Source organism: Streptomyces sp. NPDC090127 (genome assembly GCF_044746945.1).
Lineage (GTDB): Bacteria > Actinomycetota > Actinomycetes > Streptomycetales > Streptomycetaceae > Streptomyces.
On sequence record NZ_JBIVDE010000001.1, the window covers coordinates 420445 to 437606 of the forward strand.

The 17162-nt window shown below is 66.7% G+C and carries 17 protein-coding genes and 2 pseudogenes; 4 read left to right on the top strand and 15 right to left on the bottom strand.

Going from position 1 to position 17162, the window contains the following annotated elements:
* Window positions 1-7: 7 nt before the first annotated feature.
* The 10 genes and pseudogenes from ACIPPS_RS01825 to ACIPPS_RS01870 form a co-directional block, all read right to left on the bottom strand.
* Window positions 8-310 carry a SpdD-like protein gene (locus tag ACIPPS_RS01825; protein ID WP_401425597.1) on the bottom strand — a complete coding sequence of 101 codons (303 nt, stop codon included), beginning with the start codon at window positions 308-310 and terminating at the stop codon, window positions 8-10.
* A gap of 20 nt (window positions 311-330) precedes the next feature.
* On the bottom strand, window positions 331-486 hold the full coding sequence (locus ACIPPS_RS01830; RefSeq protein WP_401425599.1) for a hypothetical protein: 156 nt from the start codon (window positions 484-486) through the stop codon (window positions 331-333).
* 15 nt (window positions 487-501) lie between these two features.
* Window positions 502-681, bottom strand: coding sequence for a mobile element transfer protein (locus ACIPPS_RS01835; RefSeq protein ID WP_401425601.1), 180 nt, complete (start codon window positions 679-681; stop codon window positions 502-504).
* A gap of 13 nt (window positions 682-694) precedes the next feature.
* Window positions 695-1402: a DUF2637 domain-containing protein gene (locus ACIPPS_RS01840; protein WP_401425603.1), complete on the bottom strand. Its 708-nt coding sequence runs from the start codon at window positions 1400-1402 to the stop codon at window positions 695-697.
* A gap of 86 nt (window positions 1403-1488) precedes the next feature.
* Window positions 1489-2856 carry an FtsK/SpoIIIE domain-containing protein gene (locus ACIPPS_RS01845; protein WP_401425605.1) on the bottom strand — a complete coding sequence of 456 codons (1368 nt, stop codon included), beginning with the start codon at window positions 2854-2856 and terminating at the stop codon, window positions 1489-1491.
* Between the two features lie 5 nt (window positions 2857-2861).
* Window positions 2862-3210 (bottom strand): annotated as a pseudogene (locus ACIPPS_RS01850) (hypothetical protein).
* 185 nt (window positions 3211-3395) lie between these two features.
* Window positions 3396-4217 carry an integrase gene (locus ACIPPS_RS01855; RefSeq protein ID WP_401425607.1) on the bottom strand — a complete coding sequence of 274 codons (822 nt, stop codon included), beginning with the start codon at window positions 4215-4217 and terminating at the stop codon, window positions 3396-3398.
* Window positions 4214-5065: a sigma-70 family RNA polymerase sigma factor gene (locus ACIPPS_RS01860; protein ID WP_401425609.1), complete on the bottom strand. Its 852-nt coding sequence runs from the start codon at window positions 5063-5065 to the stop codon at window positions 4214-4216. Before ACIPPS_RS01860 ends, ACIPPS_RS01855 begins: the two co-directional genes overlap by 4 nt.
* Window positions 5066-5240: 175 nt before the next feature.
* Window positions 5241-5630 carry an ATP-binding protein gene (locus ACIPPS_RS01865; RefSeq protein WP_401425611.1) on the bottom strand — a complete coding sequence of 130 codons (390 nt, stop codon included), beginning with the start codon at window positions 5628-5630 and terminating at the stop codon, window positions 5241-5243.
* Between the two features lie 96 nt (window positions 5631-5726).
* Window positions 5727-6581 carry a helix-turn-helix domain-containing protein gene (locus ACIPPS_RS01870; RefSeq protein ID WP_401425614.1) on the bottom strand — a complete coding sequence of 285 codons (855 nt, stop codon included), beginning with the start codon at window positions 6579-6581 and terminating at the stop codon, window positions 5727-5729.
* 461 nt (window positions 6582-7042) lie between these two features.
* On the opposite strand from ACIPPS_RS01870, the gene ACIPPS_RS01875 reads away from it, so the two are divergent.
* Both ACIPPS_RS01875 and ACIPPS_RS01880 read left to right on the top strand, forming a co-directional pair.
* Window positions 7043-7618 (top strand): hypothetical protein, encoded by a 576-nt coding sequence (locus ACIPPS_RS01875; RefSeq protein ID WP_401425616.1) that lies wholly within the window; start codon window positions 7043-7045, stop codon window positions 7616-7618.
* 249 nt (window positions 7619-7867) lie between these two features.
* Complete coding sequence (locus tag ACIPPS_RS01880) at window positions 7868-9115, top strand: hypothetical protein (RefSeq protein WP_401425618.1); 1248 nt, start codon at window positions 7868-7870, stop codon at window positions 9113-9115.
* Between the two features lie 128 nt (window positions 9116-9243).
* Here ACIPPS_RS01880 and ACIPPS_RS01885 read toward each other — a convergent pair whose 3' ends face one another.
* On the bottom strand, window positions 9244-9840 hold the full coding sequence (locus tag ACIPPS_RS01885; protein ID WP_401425621.1) for a hypothetical protein: 597 nt from the start codon (window positions 9838-9840) through the stop codon (window positions 9244-9246).
* A gap of 570 nt (window positions 9841-10410) precedes the next feature.
* Window positions 10411-11358 (bottom strand): restriction endonuclease, encoded by a 948-nt coding sequence (locus ACIPPS_RS01890; protein ID WP_401425623.1) that lies wholly within the window; start codon window positions 11356-11358, stop codon window positions 10411-10413.
* Window positions 11359-11696: 338 nt separating this feature from the next.
* Here ACIPPS_RS01890 and ACIPPS_RS01895 point away from each other — a divergent pair, with 338 nt between their 5' ends.
* Both ACIPPS_RS01895 and ACIPPS_RS01900 read left to right on the top strand, forming a co-directional pair.
* Window positions 11697-12194 (top strand): hypothetical protein, encoded by a 498-nt coding sequence (locus ACIPPS_RS01895; RefSeq protein WP_401425626.1) that lies wholly within the window; start codon window positions 11697-11699, stop codon window positions 12192-12194.
* Window positions 12195-12562: 368 nt separating this feature from the next.
* On the top strand, window positions 12563-13654 hold the full coding sequence (locus ACIPPS_RS01900; RefSeq protein WP_401425628.1) for a hypothetical protein: 1092 nt from the start codon (window positions 12563-12565) through the stop codon (window positions 13652-13654).
* Window positions 13655-13713: 59 nt separating this feature from the next.
* On the opposite strand, the pseudogene ACIPPS_RS01905 reads toward ACIPPS_RS01900, so the two are convergent.
* From ACIPPS_RS01905 to ACIPPS_RS01915, 3 genes and pseudogenes are all read right to left on the bottom strand, one after another.
* Window positions 13714-14125, bottom strand: a pseudogene (locus ACIPPS_RS01905) (site-specific integrase); the annotation flags it as partial.
* Between the two features lie 356 nt (window positions 14126-14481).
* The gene (locus tag ACIPPS_RS01910; protein ID WP_401425630.1) at window positions 14482-16014 is read right to left on the bottom strand and encodes an HNH endonuclease; all 1533 of its coding nucleotides are present in this window, start codon (window positions 16012-16014) and stop codon (window positions 14482-14484) included.
* Between the two features lie 228 nt (window positions 16015-16242).
* Entirely contained in the window at window positions 16243-17016 is a 774-nt protein-coding gene (locus ACIPPS_RS01915; RefSeq protein WP_401425632.1) for an NADase-type glycan-binding domain-containing protein, read from the bottom strand.
* Window positions 17017-17162 lie beyond the last annotated feature (146 nt).

Genomic DNA, 17162 nt, shown 5'->3' on the forward strand with positions numbered 1-17162 from the left:
CGGAGAATCAGCGCTGGTGGTGGAGAACGGAACGAGTGACGACGGCGCAGACGGCTACGGAGGCGGCCGTGACAGCAACGGCGAGGAGCATGGAGACCAGCACGACGCCGACCACCAGGACCGCGGCGGTGCCGGCGCCGACGACAGCGAGCGCAGCACCGGGGGTGAATCGGCCGGCCAGGCGGCCCGCGGGCACCGGAGTCGGCTGAGCTCGGGCGGCCGGGACGACGCCGGTTGGCTCGACGGGGGCGGTGAGGGGGGAGACCAGGCCGGTCGGCTGGGGCATGGTCGGGACCTTCGGACGGAACATGAACGGGGCTCCTTCCACGGCTACTTGACGAGGGAGTTGACGAGGGGGGCGAACAGGCTGTCTGCGAGGAGGTAGCCGCCGAGCAGCAGGGCAGCGACGAGCCACCAGGGCGGGCGGATGAGCTTGATGCCCAGGACCCCGACACAGAGCAGGGCGAGCCACAGCGGAACGTTCATGGCGGTGATCTCCTGTCAGGCGGAGCAGCGGTGGGTGCGAGCGGCCAGCTCGGCGGCGGCACGGCTGTCGTACTCGGCGGAGAAGTCGCAGCGGGGTGCGGTGCAGGCGGCCAGGTGGCGGTTCCTGCCGCGCTCAACGTAGGAGGCGACGTTCACGGGGCCGATCCGGCGGACGTTGCGGAAGCGCCGGTGCATGGTGGTGCTCCTCTCAGATGTGGGCGGCTACGGACGCGGTCATGGACGGGGGCAGGCCGAGACGGGCTCGTAAGGCATCGGGGTCGGCGGGGCGGCCGGTGGCCGAGCGGTGTTCCTCGGCCAGGGCCCGGACGCGGTCGACGAGGGCGGGCGGCAGGGCGACGGCGGGAGCCGGGGGCGGGGAGCTGACCTGTACGGCGGTGGCCGGCTTGGGGGCGGCCTCGGATTCGGCGGACGCTGCCGCAAGTGCGTCCCGGTCGGGTGCGTCGACGGCGGCCGGGTCGGGGCTCGGCTCCAAAGCCGCGTCCGCCGCCGCCATGGACGGAATCGCGGCCGTCTTCTCGCCGCGCGGCGCGTGGGCCAGGAGCGTGCCGCCGAAGAAGGCGACAGCAGGCCAGCCCGCGACCACGACGCGGAGTGAGTCGGGAACGTGCTCCAGGTCGAGGAGGCCGGCGGTGGCGACGTTGGCACCGAGCGACGCCGCCAGGGCTACCAGGAACCACAGCCGCGGTACCCCGGCAGCCTGCCCGGCCCGCTGCGCTTGGCGCATCCGACGCCAGGCCGCGACCAGCAGCAGGTCGACGCTGACGGGATAGGCCCACGCCTTCCACCCGCTCTGCCCGGCCGCGGCAGCGAGGTCGTGCAGGTGGGAGAAGGAGAGCGCACCCGCGATGACGGCTTGCACGATCACGGGGTCCACACGGGCCAAGGAGACTCGCATCGGCTCGGATTCCTTCCGGTTTCAGGCATGGGCGGGGTACGGACATGGCGCGAGGCGGTCACCCCGGCCGTGCGGGAGTGACGCGGCTACTCGGTCACCGGGCGAGCGGCGGGCGCGGTGGAGGCCGGAGAGGACGGCCCGGCGGACTCTGCGGCGACGACGGGCCGGAAGGAGTCGAGTCGGGGCAGTTCCGGTGCAAGGTCGGATGTGGCACGGCAGACGGCCGCCGCGTCGTCCAGGGTGAGACGAGGTGAGCGCACGCGGGACCAGCCGCCGGAGGAATCGCCGACGATCGCGACGCCGGGTCGTTCGGCCGGGATGGACGTGGCGGCCAGTGCGGCTTCGGGAGAGATGTCGGCCAGCGCCATGTTCGCCGAGGACTCGTCGTTGACCCGGTGGCAGACGCGGCCGGTCAGCTGGGCACGCAGCATGGTGGCGCCTTTGCCGAGTTCGGAGCCGAAGCGCTGCCCACACACCTCCAGGTAGATGCCGGCGGCGCGGCCGAGCTGGGCGAGGCGGATGAGCTTGGTGACCATGGCGTCCCTCCGCTTTTCGTCGTCCTTGTTGGCGGCAAGAAAGAGTTCCGCGACCTCGTCCACGACGACCACCACCGGCACCGGCCGTACAGCTTCCGGCAGCCCCCACACGTCCGAGGTGAGCACGGCATCCGGACCGACCCCGCCGCCGAGGCCGATGAGCCGGAAGCGAGCCTCCATCTCGTCCAGCAGCACGTCGAGGAGATCGTTCGCCCGGTCCGGAGTGTCGGCGAGCGCGGACAACCGGGCCGCGAACGGCGCCAGCTCGACGCCCCATTTGCAGTCGATGCCGACGAGCACGACCGGCTGCCGGGCCAGGCCGCACACCAGGTTGCGCAGGTAGACGGATTTGCCAGACTGTGTGGCACCCAGAATCAGCTCGTGAGGCACCGTCCGGAAGTCTCGTACGTGCCACTGGCCGTCCTCCCGCAGGGCCAGCGGCAGGCGGAGCGGATCGGTCACCAGGTGACGCCGAGCGGGCCGTACCTCGGCGAGCACGTCCCAGCCGACCAGCCGCAGTTCGAGGCGCCCCGGCTTCGTGGGCCGCACGTGGACGGCATGAGCACCCCAGGCGTGCCGTAGCCGGTCGGCCGAGGCGGCGAAGTCCTCGGGTGCCTGCCCGGCCGCCATGCGCAGCCGCATCACGAGCCCGGACCCGGTCGGCCGCGGTAACGACCGGCGAGGCGGTACGGGAGCCGCCTGCCGACCCACCATTCGGGCCGTGGCCCGGCGGATGGCAGAGGCCGGAACCGTCAGGCCGCAGGCGTCCATCGTCGTCCGGTACGAGACGAGCACCCGTAACGCGACGACCGGGTACCCGACGAGCCACCAGAACAGGACCGGCACCCGTCGGCGAACCACCAGCAGCACGACCGCGACCGCCAGGGCAGGGAGCAGCACCCGGATTGTGTCGGACATAGCGATCAACCCTGGACCGAGGCCGAGGCGTTGACCATGACCGCGTCCGCCCGGTAGGCGATGCCGTGACGGGTGCGCCCGCCGAACTCGCTGTCCCAGGGCCGTGCGACCAGGCCCGACAGGACGACCGGGGCACCCATGACCAGGCCCTCGCCGATGCCCTGTTCGGGAACGGTGACCTTGACCATGTCCGAGCCGCCGGCCGCGATGAAGACCAGTTCCAGGACCATGAGCCGCTGGTTGGTCACGGGGGTCGACGGCAACCTCGCCGGCCTGCCGGTCCCTCACCTTGACCTCGGGCAGCTTCGTGACGAGCAGCGTCGCGGCTGAGGTGTCCACGGGAATAACTCGCATTGTCTGTACCTCGCTTGGCTGTTGGCACCTTTGCAGTCCGGCGCCATCCGATCTGGATACCCCCCCTAGACAGCAAAGGGAGTAAACCGCCCCGACTGTCTAGGGGGGTTGACGGTAAAGGTAGCCGACGACCCATCAACTGTCTAGGGGGGTATACGACGACGGTTCAGAGCTGGCGCGAGTCGCTACGGCAGGGCCCAGTACAGGACGGTCGCGTCGTCGTGCGCCTTGCCGCGCGGCCAGCGCCGACCCTCAGGGTCACCGTCCTCGGCCTCACGCACACGGCGGATCAGCTCATCCGGACCGGATGATGCCACGAGGGTCAACGTCTCTCGCCAGTCGGCGAGTTCGAAGCGGTCGACCAAACGCGTGGCGCCGTCGCTCAGCAGGGTGGCGGAGGCCAGGGAGGCCACTGACACCACCCCGGTGAAGGCGTGTGCGGCTGCCTCCGGGTCGGGGCCGGCGATCCAGAAGCCGTCCGGCCGGTTGCGGAGGCCGGTCAGGACGTCGCGGTACTCGGCGAGCGCGGCGGAGTGCGCGGGTGAGCCGGTGGGCAACTGGTCGACCGGGCCGCGCAGCCGCTTGCCGACCTCGTCCAGGCGACGGTCTGTCACCACCCTCACTCCCCCGTCGCTGTGGCCGAGAAGAAGGGAGGAGTCACCGAGGACGAGGTACTCCAGGACTTCCCCGGCGATTCGCGCGGCGACGACCGTACTGGTCGGACTGGCCGGGTGCGCCAGATCGCAACTGTCTGCGTGCAGGGACCGGACGACGCCGATCGAGTCGGCCAGACAATCGGCCAGCGGCCGGGCAGGCTCCGCCGTGATGCTGCGGAGCAGCAGGCTGCCCAGCGTCCCGGAGAACCAGGCGACACCATGCCGGCACCCGGTCTCGGCCTCGCCTACGCCGGCGCCGTCGAGGAGCACGGCGGCTCCGGGAGCGGCGGCGGCGAAGTCCTCGTTCTCGCGTTCCGGGTCGGCGGGCAGCGTGGCGAGGGCAACCCTCACGCCGTCGTCTCCTCGTCGTGCCGGTAGAGCGGGCAGAGCAGTTCCGCGGACAAAGGTTCGCTGGTGTCAGGGTCGTACTCGACACCTACGAGCGTGGAGAAGCGGTGATCGCCCACCTGCCCCCACAGCGTGTTCAGGTCGTTGGCGAGCAGCTGCACGACGCCAAGGGAGCCTTGTGTGTGGATGCCGGCGATGGCGAGCAGCGAGCCTTCGCCGTCAGGGCGTGACAGCCTGCCGAGGTATCCGACGTCGTACGGCTGGGCCGGGTCGCTGTCCTGCCCCGACCGGTACACAGTGCCGGTCCGACGGTCCACCACCGTCCAGGGCCCGTCTTCGGCTTCCTCCCAGCTCAGCACCGGGTCCTGCGCGTACGTGTCCCACATTTCCTGGGACATGCGCGGTCCGCAGACGACGACCAGGCCGTCACGGTCGAGGTCGATCGCCCCGCTCACCGGTACGTGCTCCGAGGTGACGTCGATCCCGTACGACCGGGCCAGGTCCTCCAGCCTCTTGCCGGAACTGACGTCATCCACGGCGACGACCGTCCGACCCCGTTCGTCGTCTCGCCGCAGCGGGGTGGCGATGGTGACGGCACCCCGGCCGAGGAAGGCCCCTTCAGGGGCAGGCCCGGTGTGCCGGATCTGGTGGATCCGCCCGCGGCTCAGTCCGGCCTTGGTGGCGATCTGCGCGTACGACAGCCCTTGAGCGTGGAGGTCCTGCACCACTCGCCGGCGGAGGCGAGCCAGCTCCGTCACCTCTTGCTGCGCGTCGGCCAACCGTGTCGTGACCTCGCGCAGGAGCAGGTACGGATCATCGATCGACATGATCCGTCGCAACTCGTCCGACATGACCTCACCTCCAAGCAGTAGCCAGGAGTCTAGGGCCCTAGACGGAAGGGGCGGGAGGCGCCGTCCCGTACGAACACCGACCACGTAGAACAGGCTCCGCCTCCGAGGTACACCCCGAGGGCTCATCTACGGCCACCCGTACCGCGACCGCCGACCCTGGTCGAGCGTCGCGGGATCACACACCCTCCCGCGCCAGGTCGGCCCAGACGGAGCGCCTGTCGGGCCAGTTCTCCACTCCCCAGTCCTTGGCGCAACCCGCGATCAGCAGGAGGCCGCGGCCGCCCTCCTCTTGGTCGGTCACGTCACAGAGATGCGGCTCGCGGTCGCCGCCCTGGTCGATCACTTCGATCCGCACGAGATCGTCCTCGAAGCCGACGACCACGAGGAACCACCCGCCGAGCGCTCCGCTCAGCGAGTGCCGTACGGCATTGGTCGCCAGCTCACTTACGACCAGGACGGCATCGTCGACGGAGGCGTGGCCGGCGACGAGGGAGGCGACGAAGTGACGGGCTTGGGCCACTTCTCCGGCTACACCAGGGAAGGCACGGCACCACTCGGTACGCATGGAAGACTCCTTGTCGGCGTCTAGGGGGCTAGACATCACAAGGAAAGAGTATTCCTGCCCGGCGAGTCGATCCAGGCATCTTGAGGAATTATTCCTCTACGGATGAGATAGGCGCCCCAGATCGCGGAAGTCCTTCATCACCCGCAACAGGAGTTCCCTCGCCTCACCGCCGAAGACGGCCGCGTGCTCGAAGCGGCCGAACGTCTCTTCGTACTCGGCCACCTCGCCAGGCTCGCCCGAGACGCGCTCACTGTCGAACGTCTCGATCACCACGGATCGCTGATCGCACAGAGTGAATCCGTGCCGCGGCAGAAGCGGCACCGGCCGGCACCAAGGGATGACCCCGAGGCGGACCGTACTCAGGCTTTCGACGGCCAGAAGTCGGTCGAGCTGAGCAAGCATCAGCTCCGGGCTCCCCGGCCACGTCCGCAGGACGGCTTCCGTGATCACGAAGACCGACTCGCGCCCCGGCTCGTACAACAGGCTCTGACGTTCGACACGATCGGCGACAGCACGGCCAACTGCGTCCGGCGCCGCATCGGGTGCACTGGCGAAGACGTGACGGGCGTACTCCGCGCTCTGGAGCATGGCCGGCAGAACCACACACTGAAACGACCGCACCAAGCGAGCGGACCGCACAGCTTCATCGACGATCGCGCCGGACTGCGAGGCATCGCCGGCTGCCCGATCCGAGGAGTCCGCGGCGGCTTCGACCGCAACCAGGAGGTCACGCACTTCGCGGGCGGTCGCATCATCAAGGCCAAGAGCGCCGCACAACCGGTCCAGCACATCGAGGCTCGGAACCATGCGCCCGTTCTCGACCTTGGACACGGTCGGCTGCCCAACCCCAGCCCGCTGCGCCAGCACGGCACCTGTCATGCCAACCCCGGTACGCAGCCCCCGAAGGCGCATCCCGAGCACCTTCATCCGCTGCTGCCGCTCACTCCCCATACCCAGGGTTCTACACCACCGGTCCGGCAGGGACCGGGCGAGCGAGCCTCAATGATCACCTGAGACACAGAGCGTGATTCAAATTTTCTCTACTGGTTCAAGGCACTCGCCGCGCACGGCGCGGCGCGTGCGGCCCGTCGTCCGGGCCGCCGCTCCTGTCTTCGCCCCGCTCCGGCCCGGCCGCCGGCCGCACGCCTGACGGCTCGGGTTGATGGGTGGTGAACCCCTCTGTGGCTGGGGCGGTCGGCTCCACGGCTTTAGGCAGCCACTTTGGGGCGAGCCTCTAAGATCATGGCCCCAACGTCGTGCTTTACCGGGCAGGTCCGCAGACTGCCCGACGCGCCGGAAGCTTACGGGGCCATGATCACTCGCCCCAAAGCAGCTCCAGCCCAAAGCCGCTCCACCGACCGCGTGGTCCCGCTACCGTTCTGCGAACAGCGGCGCATCCAAGGGGCGGGGTCATGGAACACATCACAGCAACATTCATCGTCAAGCTGATGGATCACCCCACGTCAGAGCCCGATGAAGTCTGGATCCTCAGTGTCGACAGCTTCGAGATGGCTACCGAAGAAGTGATCAAGGAACTTCAGGCTTTGACGTGGCTTCCCGATGCCGAGTACCCGCTCATGAGCCACATCAGCGTGCGGCACGGGATCACTAACTGGGGTGCCTCCTCAACGTTCGCCGAATTCGTCCTGGAGATGGGTGCTGGCGGCCTCGGTGGAGTGGAGGCTGTAGCAGTCACAGCGGCCATCAGATCCCTCTACGGTAAGTTTCGAGGCCGTTCGCAGGGGGATCACTGGGGCGACATGATCCCTGAAGACACCGCCGCTGCGGAGGCGAAGAGGCGCATCGCCGCCCAATACGAGGTTGAGGCTGAAACCCTCACTCTGTCTCGCTCGGAAACTGATGCGGCGAACAAGACCTTCGATTTCACCTTTACCCATTCCGACGGCAGGTCATTTGGTGCCCAGGTGGGAGTCCTCAGAGACTCGCCCACCTGCATGCGCATATGGCGGCAAGCAACCAGCGACTGAGTACGCCTTGCCAGTCACTTTCCAGATCGGTCGGCGAACACCGACCAACGCCGGACATTCCCACCTCTGGAGGGGTGCGTCCAAGAGGGCGTTTGACCTAATCGAAAGCTTATGAGCGCAGGGGCGATCGGTGATTCCCAAGCTCAGAGCGCGGATTTCCCTCCGACCATGCAGCGAAGCAGACGTCCCCTGAATGCTGGCCGGCGGTCCCCGACGTAGCAACACGGGTCTCACAGGAGAGAAACACCCTTGAACGAGCAGACCTTCGCCGACATGGCTAGCGAACTCATGCGCTCCGCACTTGATTCCTGGCGAACGGGCAACCGCCGTTTCGCCGTCTTCCATGCTGGGCTGGGATGCGAGCACGCCCTCAAGGCCCTCCTGGCGCACCGCAGTCCCCTGCTGGTGGCCGACAGTCAGACGGACCAGGCGCTGCGATTCCGCGCTCTTGGCCTGGATGACAAGGACGGCGTCAAGCCATTGACCGAGGCGCGCACCATCAGCATGGAACGCGCCTTCAAGGACGCCACAATCTTTATGCAAGGGCGAATGCCGATCACCAAGCAGCAGTTCGACCCGCTCGTACAGTCCCGTAATGGACTAACTCACTTGGCGTGGTACAACACGAAGGTCACGAAGCAGGCCGTCACCGCCGGCATTGCCGTAGCCGAAGCTGTCCGCGCTGAACTCGAGATTCCGCCTGCCGCCTTCTGGGGTGACTACGAGACAGTATTTAACGACCTGGCCAGGGTAACTGCGATGCCCACCCCGGTCGCACCGATACCCACTCTGGAAGCCGCTGCCGAATCGCTTGCACAACAGGAAATGGAACATGCCCGCCGCGCAGTGACCACCGCAGCTATCGTCGCCCAGGACACGGTTAATTTCGGGTCCGCCAATCGATCCAGCGAAGAGCAGCTGGCCGCCGGTCAGGCCTCTGGCCGCACCGCCTTGTGGACCGCGCTCCAGACCACCGGAATGCGCGCCCAGGACCAGACGACCGCACTACTCGAAGCACACTGCATCCTCCCGCTCGCCCCTAGCTCTGATCAAATGAACGGGCAAAGCCCCGCTGTGTACGTTCGGGCACATGATGCTGTCGTTGTGAAAGCCCTTGTCTCCTCCTCGGTCTACAAGGCCTTCGCTGATGCCTGCGAGGAACACGAAGTCCTACGGGAGGCTTTGCCCAGCATCCTGAGCCGCAAGGGCCACACCGTCTTCCGCCCAAACCAGTGCGAAGACTTCTTGTACTGGGTGGAGTGTCATGCGTGCGAGAAGCTCGCGAACGTATACGGGCGCACAGTGCAGGACTTCTGCGGCTGCGACGACCCCAGCGTCTGGGAATTCATCGGCGGCGAGTGCCCTGACCACCCTGGCAGCATGATCAGCACTGATCAGGCAGAGCTGTACCACTGCCCCACCTGCTCCTTCACACTCACCCACGAAGACGAACTCAAGGAAGTCGGCATCCCCCTCTTCCTCGAACGAAACGCGTAGTTCGACGCTGCGGTGCAGAACCTCTTCCGCGTGCCAGCTGCGGGGAACCCGCCAGCTCCAGGGGCGGCCGGTGAAGACGGCGGACGTACTCGCGCCCGCAGCGCTGTGCGAGTCTGCCCCTGTCGCTGCTACCGGTTGCGCCGCCCTTCAGCCGCTTCCTCAAATGAAATACGGCGCACCTCTTCCGCGTACTCCCACGCCTCCTTGTAGCGCAGGTAGCGGCCATTTGGCTCCGGTAGTGCCACGTCGCAACGACGCCAAGCGAACACGCACTCAAGCAAGTGATGGATCGTCCCCTGCATGAGCCACTCGCGACTTCGTCGGTAGGGGCCGAGCTCGACCCACTCCCAATCATGAATCCAACCCAGACCATCGGTGAGCAACGTTCGTAATTGCTCATCTCGCACTTCGAGCGCGGCAACGCGCGCTGGCTCCAGATATTCCAGCAGTTCCTGCGCCCAAGATTGTTCAGCGGCGAGGAGCTGGTCGTACTCAGCCGAGGCGTAGTCATTCAATGCAGAGTCAGGCGGCATCTTTCGCACGTGGCCTAAAAGCGCAGTGAGTGCATGGGCGTTCGCTGCGACGGTGGCAATCCGCCCCGTCTCCTCTCGCACTAGGCGGGCGTCCTCAAGCTGTTGCTTCTGTGCCTGATGAGTCGAGAGGTATGAAGTTGCGGCGCCCACGAGTACGCCCACCAACCCTGTGAGAGGTGTAAGCCAGTCCATCCACTCAGTGTTGCCGACGCCTCACCGCGGCGAGAGGAGAACGGAACAGGACGCCTCAGCAGAGTAGCTCCAGCGGCTACCCCGCGAGCACGTCGCATTGAGGGGCAGTCAGCCGTACATTGCGTTCCTATCTGGTGGTGCCGCGCGTGCCAGATCTGTGCCAGGTCGAGCGGTCAGCCACGGTCACTGGAGGGCCACCGAGGTGGTAGCGCCCGTCGGCAGCCGTCGCAGCACGCAGGCTCGCTGAGCTGGGATGACGGCTGGGAGGTCGCTGCCAGGCGGTCGGGGCAGCAGAGCAGCACCCTTGAGCCTGCCCCGGAAGACCCGTCCGATCGAACTCCTAGAGCGGTGGTGGCCGGACCATTCGCCGTCCAAGGAAGGGTCGCCTCCCTGTGGAGGAGGGCCCAGAAGGCTGCGTGAAGCTCTTACGCAGCCATCCGTGTGACATTTAGGCAATCGACACTGGGCGGTGAGTCGCGTCCCAGGCCAGCGACCGGACAACACAAGCGGATGAAGGGCAGTGCTGCCACCTGCTCCTGGTGCCGTCCGGCCCGGCAAGATGCAGAATGCTCAGTCCGACTCAGAGAGCATCTTGGAGACGGGTAGGAAGCAGTGCCCTGTCTCGCTCGCGTGCCGCTTCTTGCGGCGCATCAGCTCGTCCAGGCGAACGCGTTGGTCAAGCACAGCCATGAAGTCGCCCCCATCCATCGTGATGAACGGCGTACTGAGGCTGTAGACAGCCAGGGCGTCCGAAGTGAAGTTACTCATGCTGACGTAGAGGCCCAGGGTGTTCTTGCCCTTGCGCTCAATGTTGCTTTTGAAGACGTCCAGCTCGCGGCGCCCGATGGCCTCCTTCCACCACTTGGCTTCGAGGACGTAGTGGTCAGTGTCGAAGGAGAAGGCACCATCGATCTGCTCATGCTCCAAGCTGTATGCCGCCCGCGGCTCCAGGTCGTACAGGGCGAAGAGCTCATTGAGGAAGTCCTCGAAGTCCCTCCCCCGCTGCTGCGGGTTGGCAGCCGAGTGCATCACGATGAACCGTTGCTTCAGCTCCTCATGAGCCTGGGCAAACGCTCGACCGTCCTGGGCCTGCTTGGCGCTCTCCGCGATGGCGACCGCGTGTGCCTCATGCTCCGCGATGACCTCACGCTGCTTCGCAGTCCAACGCCTCAACTCCGCTACAGCCGCAGTAGCTTTGGCAACCTTCTCCTCCGCATCTTGCTGAGAAGCCAGGTTAGGGAAGGTCTCCAGGTCGGCGATATCGAGCATGAGGGCGACTGTCAGGTCGAGGTACCGGGCTTCATTGGCTTGTAGCAGGTTGACCAACTGACCGGAGACTTCCCGTTTCGTGGACGACGGGAAGCTCAGCTGCGCCAGGAGCTCGCTGTGGTCCTTCAGCATTGCCCGGACGTACAGCTCAAAAGGGTCCTTGTTCCAGTAGATCGTGGTCAACGCCTCGACCAGTGCGGTGTATGCGGCCGGCCGGATGGCCTTACTGCGGTTGTTGGGCTGCGGCAACGTTCCCCTCCCCCTTACGCACAATGACCGACCCATCACGGTACCGCGCGATCAGTCGATGACCAGCCTGTATGACAGGGTTTGATCCGGGAGAGCTTCTACCCTGCGCCGGCGCCGCAGTGATCTTGGTCAGGCTGACATACACACGTGTCATCGAGGCACCGGACGCAGCACCCATGCCCGCCTCAGCACGTACCCCCGATCCATCAGGAACCCTGCCGGGCCACGCTCGATCGGACTTACCGAGGGATCCTCAAACTGGGTGTGCCCGAGGAACTTCCCAGCCTTCGTCGGCAAACTGAGCTCCTCGTCCGCCGGGGCGGGGAACGATGAGCACCATGACGAGCGATGACGACAGGGAAGCAGCGAAGCGCTTGGCTGGTCAGGCGAACGAAGTAGGGCGGGTGTCTGGGCAGAGGCACTGGCGCAAGATGTTGCGGCGGGTGAGCCGCGGCCGGCTTGGGCGGCGGAGTGGATGGACGAGCGTTCCAGAGTTAGACACCCCATGGCAGGACACGATCTCCGCTGAGCGGGGCGACGACTGGCGTCAGCGGGCAGCCAACCTGGATGGTGACTTCGCGTTCAGCGTCGACTATCAGGTCTGCCAGCGCTGTCGGCTTGGGTGGGTCGAGCAGCCCTACACGCTGCCGGAGTATCAGAGATGCGGTCTGGCTTCCGCCGGCCTCGCCGCGCTGCGGATCGAGCTTCCAGGCTTGTCATGGCACACCCTGGGTGGGCACCTACGCGATTCCAAGGGATTCTGGGCAGCCATAGGAGCCGACGTACCCGGTGGGTATCAGCAGCGCGGCCCCTGTGCCCACGTCACCACCGGGTGACGTCCTACAACGCCTGCCGCGAGGTGCGGCCTATTCGTGGACCGACAGGGCTTGGAATGCCACTCGTAGGTCGCTGACCTGCGGAGACTCGTGGGACGCACGGGGCCTCCGGAGCCGTGTGCGCAGGTTCGAATCCTGCCGGGGGCACTCCAGCTCAGACAGCGTGATCAACCCGCTGACCTGCTGAAGTGCCGAAGATGAAGGGCCGGACTCAATCTCACTGAGTCCGGCCCTTTGTCGTTGTCTGGCACTGGTCGTGCGTGAGTGGTGCGTGGATCACGCTCGCCGCGCAGCCGGCCCATGCCACGCATCTGCGTCAATGCCGAACCCCGGTGACAGAGTTGCCCATGAAGGGTCAGGATCTCCCCATGGCGCACCAGCAGGTTGAACCGTACGTGTGGCCCCGATGGCTTGGCAGGCCGGAGGCGGGGCTTCGGTTGGTCTACCTCGACCTGAACCACTGGATCAGCCTCGCCAAGGCCGCCACGGGCCACAAGGACGGGGACCGATACCGCGAGGCACTCAAAGTGGTGCGCGCTGCCGCGACTTCAGGTACCACCGTCTTCCCGCTGTCGTCGACCCACTACATGGAGATGTCCAACATCAAGGACCCCAGGCAGCGGGCCGACATCGCGATGGTCATGGAGGAGCTGTCAGGTTTCAGAACAATCCTTTCGCGAACCATCATTATGCGATTCGAGCTGGAAGAGGCCCTGCAGGACTACCCGCAAGTCCGGGGGCCACAGATGCAGCGCGTTCCACTGCTCAACTTCGGCGTGGGCCCCTCCCTGGGAATTCGCGGCGGGCTACAGATCCGTTCTTCTGACGGCACTGACGTCACAGCAACCACTCGGCAAAAGTGGCCCGGCGGCCCCTCAGCATTCGACGCCTGGAAAAGGGACGCCGAGCTGTATGCAGAGAGAGCTATCCTGCGTGGTCCTTCAGACGAAGAGGTCCCTGCACTGAAGGCCCGCGGATGGGACCCAACCGTGGCCCGCACGACCGCCGAGAAACGAGCGGAACAGGAACGCGATCAAGGACGCCGCTTGGATGCCGACCCTCGGTGGCGTAAGGGCCGCCTCCGCGACGTAGTGTCGGCACGCTACTTGCTGATTGAGTTGCGCAACGCCCTCAATGAGTCTCTTGGGGCCCGAGGAATCCAGATCGAGGACGCTTTCCCAAACAGGGAGTCCGCTCGACACTTTGTGGCGAAAATGCCGAGTGCGGACGTGGACGTCACCCTCACCACTGCCGCACACAGGAATCGCGACAAGAGTTGGAAAGTAAACGACATCTTCGATATCGACGCACTCAGTATCGCTGCCCCCTATTGCGATGTCGTAGCGACAGAGCGCCACGCATCCAGCGTCCTGAATGCGGCGAAAATCCCGGGCAAGGCTGGAACAAGAATTGTGCCCACCCTTTCAGATCTCGTCACGATCCTCAATGAGACATCATGAGAGCCGCCGAGCGTAGCCAGACCAGGACCCCGTTATGCACTTCGCCCGGGTGCGGTCATCTACCAGTCCATGGACTCCTCGATCTTGCGGTTGTTTAGCTGCTCGTGCCCGTCGATGCACCCTTCATATCGTCGGTGGATAACCTCGGGTGAGTTGCCCGCCCGTCGTGCCACCTCAGCAACCGGGACACCAGCATTCAACCAATTTGTGATGCAGGTGTGCCGCAAGTCGTACGGCCCGTGCGCCAGTGGGGAATTGACCTTGTCTGGTGGGAGAGCCACAGGACGAGCTTCCTGCCAGGCCCTCCAGTAGCTGGACGTCCCGAGGACACCACCGCGCTCGTTCGCGAAGAGTCGGCCATCCCTCGCCGTGCCGTACTCCGCTATGGGGCCCCCATCCGGTGTCGGGCAGGTAGCAGTCCTTCTCTATGAGCCCGACCGCTTCGGCCGGCCGCATCGCCGCGTAGAGCTTGATGGAGGATCAGGGCCTCTGCGCGACCGGATTCATCGCGTCAGGGCATGCCACCCCAGGTCCGAAAGGACCAGGTCGAGGACCGCTTCGCGTGCCCTCGCAATCCCACTTCTTGGCGGGCTGGAGGGCCGGCGCCATGGGACCCGGCGCTGCCGTCGGCCCTTGCCGAACAGGGCGTCCGCGCCACGCTCGTTCAGGTGACGGAGAAGCATGAGGGCGGCCGCCGAGGGCTGCTGCCCCTGCAGGCAGACCAGAGCGGGCCCCGCATCACGGAGGGGGCCGAAGATCTCTGGCTGACTTCCGCCATGCCGGAGGCGGCCATCGGGGAGCCAGGGGCGGCGCGCCCCTGGCCTTGCTCAGTCGTTCTTTCCGCAGAGCACCCTGTGGTACTCGACGTGCTCCGGTTCGATCCGATGCCGGGGGTGGAATCGCAGCTCGTACAGGAACTCGTCGTCCCTGGTACGGCGCACCTTCCATTCCGGATCTATGTAGATGGCGAGCCGATCGAACTGCCTGTGGTGGTTGGGGCACAGACACAGCATGTTGCTGAGCTGATCGGGACCGTCGTGCGGACTGCCGATGCCCTGGATGTGGGCGGCTTCGCTGTAGTGGCCGAAGAGGTCCTCCAACGGCTCCGAGCAGACCTGGCAGGTGTCCTGGTGCCACCGCTTGACCTGCCTGATCAACTCCGGGTTCCGTTCGGGGCGCATCCCCTTGGTCAGGCGGCGCTTCACCGGTCCGGCGACGCCTTCGGCCACATCGGTGGTGTCGTCCACGGGCTCCTCGATGTGCCCGCTGGCGCTGAGATAGCCGCCCAGCCCGACGCGATCAAGAACGAGTGGTCGAACCGCAGTCGGGAAGTACATCGAACTCAGCACCTTGACCGCCTCGGCCCGGATGCGTGCCTTACGCAGCCGGCGTGCGGCTTCGCTCACGAACCCTGCCTTGGCTCCCGCCATGCGAAGAGCCCCGGGGCCCGGATCCTTGATGCCGTCCGCGACACCGTGCACCTCCCAGACGCCGCTGCTGCGCAGGCGGGAGAACGGGTAATGAGGAGTCACCTGGGAGCCTTCGCCTCCGAACTCCGCGAGCAGAGCGCCGACCTCGCGCTCGAACACGTCCCAGGGCGCGAGCCTTTCCTCGCCGGCTGCCACGCGGCCGATGGACCAGAGCAGCGCCAGCGGCTTGTGCGGGGAGGGGCCATCCTGCGCGGTGTGCGTCCGCAGGGTGCGGAAGGCATGGAGGAGCGCTTGCCTCTCCAGCTTGGACTGCGGCTCGGTCTTCGGCTTCCGGGGTGCGGGCACCACGCCGGCCGTGGTCGGCGAGGACCACGGCGCACCGTGCTCGTTGATGAAGGCGAGGCGCCTCTCGGCGGATTCCAGGCGCAGACCACGCAACGCGCCGTTGATCCCGAAGGCAGCCAGCGCAGGCCTCGCGTCAACGTCGAATTCGACCACGTCTCCGAGAGCGATCATGTGCTCCCAGGTGGCGCCGTCCTCCTCGTCCTTGCCCCAGAGCGCTTCGGCGAGATGCGTGTTCCAGAACTTCGCCGTGATCGTGGCTCTCGCGATGAACTTCCACTGGTTGTAGAAGAGCACTTCGTCACCGACCCGGCAGCCCAGCAGCGCTCGCCCCTTGGCGTTCCCCTCGGACGCGGCAGGGGTCGCACCCCAGAACCGTGCGGCAGTGCCCTCCGGGAAGAGCTCTGTCAGCTTTGCCGCTTCCCCGCCCAGAACGTCCGCATAGTCCGCGAGCTTCACACCTACCTGGACCGTGTGCCGGAAGTGCGCGCGCCCGCCCTTCCGGATGCCTCGAGGCTGCAACAGCCACTGGATTCCGCCTGTTGCGGCCGCTCCCCCGTCGTACCGCCCCGCCCCGTTGATCGTCATGATGACGAGACTAATCGGGCGCGCTGACAACATCACCGGACTTGATCGATTCCTGCCAAATAGGAGTCAGGGAGGCCGATGCCGTCGCGGCGTCTGCCCGGTATCCACGTCTCGCCTTACTCTGCAGCGCGACCGGCCGCCCTCCAGTCGACGTCGCCGCTCTTCTCGATCCCCCATAGCGCAGGGTCGGCCACCCGGAGACGTCTGCGAAGGGCGCGAACTGGACGATCAGCTTCTCTTGAAGAACTCGACCTCCGCGACGGCTATGTGGCGGCCCTTCGAGAAGCCCGCTGTTTCGCGGGGGGTGAGTTGGATCGAGACGACGTCGCTGTAGCCCGTCTGGATCGTCTGGGGGCCTGGTTTGTCGGCCAGGGTGACGGTCTTTCTGTGGATCCTGCCGTCCGACGACGTCACCACCAGGTCCGCCTTCGTCGGGCGGGCCTGGTTGCGGAAGGTCTCCGGTTTCTTCGAGACGCCCGTGTGGATCACCACCGCCACCAGGCGGAACGGCGAGCGGAAGGTGAACGTCATCGAGTCGTCGAGTGCCGGCGCGCCCCAGTACGTGTTGCTCAGGCCGTCCGTCGCCAGTGCCGCCCCGTGGCCGGGTGCCGAGGCGTCGGCCGCGACCGACGTCGGGGTCGTCGGGGTCGCCTTGCCCAGCTTGTCGCGTACGTCCTCGTACACCCAGCGGCCCGCCGGGATCAGGAAGTAGCCGCCCACCACCAGGCCCACGAGGACCAGGACGATGATCAGGCGGCGCAGGAACTGCCCGGAGCCCGCCCGCACCTTGCGGCGGAACGGCCACACCGTTCGCCACCAGGGCAGGGGCGCCACCGGCGCCGCCTGGCTGAGCGGGGTCGCACACCGGCGGCAGAAGCGGCGGCCCCGGGCGTTCCGTGTGCCGCAGGACGGGCACGGCAGGCCGTCCTGCGGCTCCTCCGACGCCGTCGGCCGCACCTTCGGGCGCTGCGCCACCGGTTTCGCCGGCTGCACCGCCCCCACCGGGGATCGTTCCTCCGGGTCTTCCGCCGTCGGCTGTGGCGTCGGTCGCGGCAGGGGGCGTGGCGCCGTGGGGGTGCGGGGCGTGGGGGGCGTCGGTGGGGGCGTGGGGGGCGCCGTCGGCCTCGGTGGGGGCGTGGGCGGGTGGG

Coding starts and splice junctions, on each gene's coding strand:
- ACIPPS_RS01825 (WP_401425597.1), bottom strand. CDS start 310: ATGTTCCGTCCGAAGGTCCCGACCATGCCCCAGCCGACCGGCCTGGTC.
- ACIPPS_RS01830 (WP_401425599.1), bottom strand. CDS start 486: ATGAACGTTCCGCTGTGGCTCGCCCTGCTCTGTGTCGGGGTCCTGGGC.
- ACIPPS_RS01835 (WP_401425601.1), bottom strand. CDS start 681: ATGCACCGGCGCTTCCGCAACGTCCGCCGGATCGGCCCCGTGAACGTC.
- ACIPPS_RS01840 (WP_401425603.1), bottom strand. CDS start 1,402: ATGCGAGTCTCCTTGGCCCGTGTGGACCCCGTGATCGTGCAAGCCGTC.
- ACIPPS_RS01845 (WP_401425605.1), bottom strand. CDS start 2,856: ATGTCCGACACAATCCGGGTGCTGCTCCCTGCCCTGGCGGTCGCGGTC.
- ACIPPS_RS01860 (WP_401425609.1), bottom strand. CDS start 5,065: ATGTCGGACGAGTTGCGACGGATCATGTCGATCGATGATCCGTACCTG.
- ACIPPS_RS01865 (WP_401425611.1), bottom strand. CDS start 5,630: ATGCGTACCGAGTGGTGCCGTGCCTTCCCTGGTGTAGCCGGAGAAGTG.
- ACIPPS_RS01870 (WP_401425614.1), bottom strand. CDS start 6,581: ATGGGGAGTGAGCGGCAGCAGCGGATGAAGGTGCTCGGGATGCGCCTT.
- ACIPPS_RS01875 (WP_401425616.1), top strand. CDS start 7,043: ATGGAACACATCACAGCAACATTCATCGTCAAGCTGATGGATCACCCC.
- ACIPPS_RS01885 (WP_401425621.1), bottom strand. CDS start 9,840: ATGGACTGGCTTACACCTCTCACAGGGTTGGTGGGCGTACTCGTGGGC.
- ACIPPS_RS01895 (WP_401425626.1), top strand. CDS start 11,697: ATGACGAGCGATGACGACAGGGAAGCAGCGAAGCGCTTGGCTGGTCAG.
- ACIPPS_RS01900 (WP_401425628.1), top strand. CDS start 12,563: ATGGCGCACCAGCAGGTTGAACCGTACGTGTGGCCCCGATGGCTTGGC.
- ACIPPS_RS01910 (WP_401425630.1), bottom strand. CDS start 16,014: ATGACGATCAACGGGGCGGGGCGGTACGACGGGGGAGCGGCCGCAACA.